Below are 4,108 nucleotides of genomic sequence, written 5' to 3'. Positions count from 1 at the left end.
GGACTGTGGGGCCCGGGGGCCGATGCCGAGGGAGCGGCGGGTCGGAGTCACGGCCGGAGTATTCCACCTGCGCTTTTGCCTGCCAATTCGAACACGCTGTCTAATACCGCCATGGCGACCTTCCCCTTCCCCCGTGATCTCGTGATGGCCCAGGTGGCGTGGTACGACGCGTACCGGCGGCTGACCAACCCCGCACCGGGCGGGACGGCCGCCGCCCGGCGCAGGCTCCAGCGGCTCTCCGTCCTCATCGCCGCCCACCCGCACTGGGGCCCGGAGGGTCCGTCCCCCGCGGCCCGGATGGCACTGCGCGAGCACGCACGCCGGGAGGCACGGCCGTAGCCGGCCGGGCGAGGACACGTACGCGGGACGCCGCGACCGGGCCGGACCGTACGGGCAGCCCTGAGGACAGGCGACGAAAGGGCCCCGGCCGGTATCGCGGCCGACCGGGGGCGCTTCCCTCAGTCGCGGTCCACCGACTGGCGGCACCACCTCACGAGGCGGAAGGGGGTCAGCGAACCGCCACACGGAACACCGGCGACGCGGTGTTTCCGTTCACGATGCGCAGGTCGTTCCTGCCCTTCAGCCCCAGCATGACGCCGAGCGAGTAGGTGCCCTTGGACTTGAGCGGGGTCACTGCGGGCAGGCTGACCCACCGCTTGCCCTGCTTCTGCTGGAGGACGACCCTGCTGCCCGGCTTCAGACCGGTCGCCGAGCCGGTGACCCGGAACAGCCGCCACGCCTTCACCGAGGTCACCGAGGACTGTGCGGTGATGCCGGTCTTGGCGGTGGTCGCCTTGGCGACGGAGGCTCCGGCCGTGGCCGGGGCGGCGGCGGAGGCGACGGTTCCCGCGAGCGCGACGGATGCCGCGCTGACGACGCCCACGGCGGCGATACACAGGGAGTGCCGCTTGGTGATGGCCATGAAGATCCCTCTCAGTTGAAAAGCCCTAGATCTCACGCTTGAGCGAGTTGGGTCTGTTTGTTGGCTTCTTACCTGATGAGATGCTTTTCATCCTGGAGGTGTTGTCCTGCGCGTGTCACCGGCCCATGCCAGCGGTCCCATGGCCCCGCGAGCCGTCAGCACCCGCGCCGACCACCCCACCGCGCGGCTTGCGCTCGCCCATCGGGGTGTACGCCGCGCCACCCCTGGCGGGTGAAGTGGAAACCTCCTCGCCCGCCCGCACAGGCGGACGGGCGAGGAGGACACAGCGGATTCGGGCCGCCGTTCGAGAGAGGGGTCAGTAGGCCGTGGTGACCGTGACGCCGCTGAACGCGGTCTGCGCGTACAGGCTGACGTACCGGTATCCGGCCGTGGTGTTGGTGACGGTGATGGCTTCGGTGTTCCCCGCGTTCGTCGAGCGGGCGGTGTAGGCCGACGGTCCCGCCCAGGTGGTGGGGTTGTAGTAGAGGTCCGCGTTGCCCGTGCCTCCGGCGGTGGTGATGCGCAGCGTGACGGTGCCGGCCGGCATGTACAGGTACAGGTAGTCCAGGTCACCCGCCTTCGCGGAGCGCCCGGAGCGGGAGCAGTTGCGGTCCAGGACGCGGCTGTCGGCGTTCGTGCAGCTCGGCAGGGCACCGCTGAGGGTCACGGCCTTGTTGGTCGTGGAGGTCAGGCCCTTGGCGTCGGTCACGGTCAGGGAGATCGTGTATGTGCCGGGGGCGGTGTAGGTCTTGGACGGGTTGGCCGCCGTGGACGTGGTGCCGTCGCCGAAGCTCCACAAACGGGCGGTGATGGTGCTGCCGGTGTCGGTGGACCGGTCCGTGAGGTTCACGGTCAGTCCGGAGACGGTCGCGTCGAAGGCGGCGGTGGGGCCGTTGCCCGTACTGCCGCAGGCTCCGGCGGCGCAGGCGTCGAGCCAGGCGACGAAGTCGGCGTCATAGCGGGTGCCGATGCCGGTGTGGTACACCGCGTATCCCCCGGCGTAGTCACCGGCGCGGAACCTGGCCAGCATGTTCTGCACGTCGACAGGGTGCTTCTCGATCATGTAGCGGGTGGCCAGATACCCCCACGGATAGGTGCGCGACAGGTTGGAGTTGGTGTAGGTGCTCTCCCACAGGGTGCTCAGCGCGTAGGTGTGCTGAGCGGCGTCGGCGATGGCCTCGGTGTCGGGCAGCCCGCGGTAGCTGTACGAGACGTACTCCGCGAAGCCCTCGATCCACCAGATGTCCGGCACGGCCTCTCCGGCCCCGAAGTCGCCGGCCATGTCGTAGCGTCCGTCGAGGTAGTGGGTGTACTCGTGGTTGAGGTTCCAGATGTCGCCCGGGAAACCGTCGTTGACGCTCTTGACGTACGAGAGGAAGCGGGCCTGGTTGGCCGGATCGGAGGGGTTGCCCTCCAGGTACTCTCCCCCGTTGTCGGTGCTGTTTCCGAAGATCCAGCCGGAGTAGGTCCGGTAGTCCTTGGGGCTCGCGAACGTGACGATCTCGATGTTCGTGTTGTGGTCGTCGGCGACGGGCCCGTTGTCCTTGACGATGCTGTGGAAGTACGCGTCCTGGCCCTGGAGGCTGGTACAGGCGGCGGTGAGCGCCGCGTTGGTGAGGGACTGGGCGCGGAAGGTGTGGGCAGCGTCGCACCGGTAGGTGATCGGCAGCGCGGCGGCGGTGAGCCGGGCGACGAAGTCGCACGTCCCGTAGTACGAGCACTGGGCCTTGTCGTAGGTGTCGGTCATGGCGGCGACCCCGACCCACAGGGGCGCTGTCGCGCCGGTGACGGCCGAGTCCGCGAGGAGCCCCTTGGCGAGCGGCCTCACCTTGGCCTGCAGAGCCGGGGTGTCGAGGAAGCGGGCGGTCTCGGTGCCGGCGTTGGAGTCGAGGTAGAACCAGGCGTCGTTCAGCTTGTCGCGGTGGTTGTGCGCGAACGTGCTCAGCGTGTCGATGAGGCTCGTGTCGGCGGTCACGGCCTTGAGGAACGCCGGGTTCCAGTGGCCGCGGAAGATCGGGGTGAACACGTCATTGACGGCGGTGTCCATGCTCCAGTACGCGTCGTAGGAGCTGTTGTAGCCGTTGAGCACCCGCTGGTAGGTCTTCAGATAGCGAGCCTGCTCGTCGGCGCTGTCCGTCAGGATGATGACCTCACCCATGACGTCGCCGTTGGCGGAGCTGACGTCCATGAAGTGCGGGGACGCGAAGAAGGTGTCCAGCGCGGCCTCGGTCGCCGAGGAGAGCGTCGCCCCGTACGGGCCCACGTCCGAGGCGTGGTTGAACTGCACGTAGTACCCGGCGCGCAGGAACAGCACGAGCTGCCACACATGGGTGGAGTTGTCGCCGGGGTAGGTCCGTGCGGTGTTCTGGAACGCGTTGGCGATGGTGACCATCTGCGCCTCGCGGAACGCGTTGCGGGCGTCGGTGCCGGTGAGGGCGAACAGGGTGTTCACGCAGTCCGTGGTCGATGCCTGGACGAACGCCACGAGGGCCGATCCGCTGCGGCTGCCGAAGTCGGCCGGCGTGCAGGAGGCCGCGGTCAGGCCCTCCGCATGGCTCGGCTTCGACGGGGCGGTACGGGTGGGGACCGGGTTCTGCGGCGGCCGGTGTGTGGCGTCGATCGGGGTGCGTCGTTCATCGGCGCGGTCGGACACGGCCGCTTTCGATCCGACCGGCGGCGGTGCGGTGCGCGCGCCTGCCGCGGGCCGCGGGGCCGGCCCTCGGTGCTCGACCGCGGCGGCGTGACCGGCCGGGGTGAGCACGGCTATCGAGAGACACAGTGCGAGCGCGAGTATGAGCAGGCCGCCAAGGCTTTGTCTTGGTCTGACTGTTGGGGTCTTCACGTGCCGCCTCCCAGCGGAGTGAAAGCCGCGCTGCCGCGCGCGGCGGTGGGGGGGGTGCCCGCAGGCCACCGGACCCCTCCCCCGGGCCGCCCCTGTACGTACGGACGTCTCGGCGCAGGCTCCGATGACCCACGAACTGTTGTTCCGTTGGTTCCGTTGGCTTGAACGCGACGTGCGGTGGTCACAGCCAGAAAAATTGCACATGTCACATGGCTTGGGAAGGGAGCGCGGGTAAAACAGCCGCAATACCCGGCAGTTGAGAACCCCCGAGGCACGTGTGGGGCGCCTGCGACGAACGGGGCCCCAGGGAGGCCAACAGGGGTGCTCAGCTGGGCGTTTGGGGC

The 4,108-nt window shown here is 69.1% G+C and carries 3 protein-coding genes; 1 reads left to right on the top strand and 2 read right to left on the bottom strand.

The features are described 5' to 3' along the window. Positions 1 to 111 precede the first annotated feature (111 nt). Positions 112 to 339, top strand: coding sequence for a hypothetical protein (locus ACJA3G_RS31730; protein WP_406556495.1), 228 nt, complete (start codon positions 112 to 114; stop codon positions 337 to 339). Positions 340 to 508: 169 nt separating this feature from the next. On the opposite strand, the gene ACJA3G_RS31725 is transcribed toward ACJA3G_RS31730, so the two are convergent. Continuing rightward, positions 509 to 922, bottom strand: coding sequence for a hypothetical protein (locus tag ACJA3G_RS31725; RefSeq protein WP_406556494.1), 414 nt, complete (start codon positions 920 to 922; stop codon positions 509 to 511). Between the two features lie 316 nt (positions 923 to 1,238). After that, positions 1,239 to 3,575, bottom strand: coding sequence for a collagenase (locus ACJA3G_RS31720; RefSeq protein WP_406556493.1), 2,337 nt, complete (start codon positions 3,573 to 3,575; stop codon positions 1,239 to 1,241). Between the last annotated feature and the right edge of the window lie 533 nt (positions 3,576 to 4,108).

The organism is Streptomyces sp. YS-3, from assembly GCF_045257485.1.
Classification (GTDB): Bacteria; Actinomycetota; Actinomycetes; order Streptomycetales; family Streptomycetaceae; genus Streptomyces.
This window is presented reverse-complemented; position numbering and strand designations above follow the sequence as displayed.

Excerpts from the sequence above, each read along its gene's own strand:
- ACJA3G_RS31730 (WP_406556495.1), top strand. The coding sequence starts at position 112 with ATGGCGACCTTCCCCTTCCCCCGTGATCTCGTGATGGCCCAGGTGGCG.
- ACJA3G_RS31725 (WP_406556494.1), bottom strand. The coding sequence starts at position 922 with ATGGCCATCACCAAGCGGCACTCCCTGTGTATCGCCGCCGTGGGCGTC.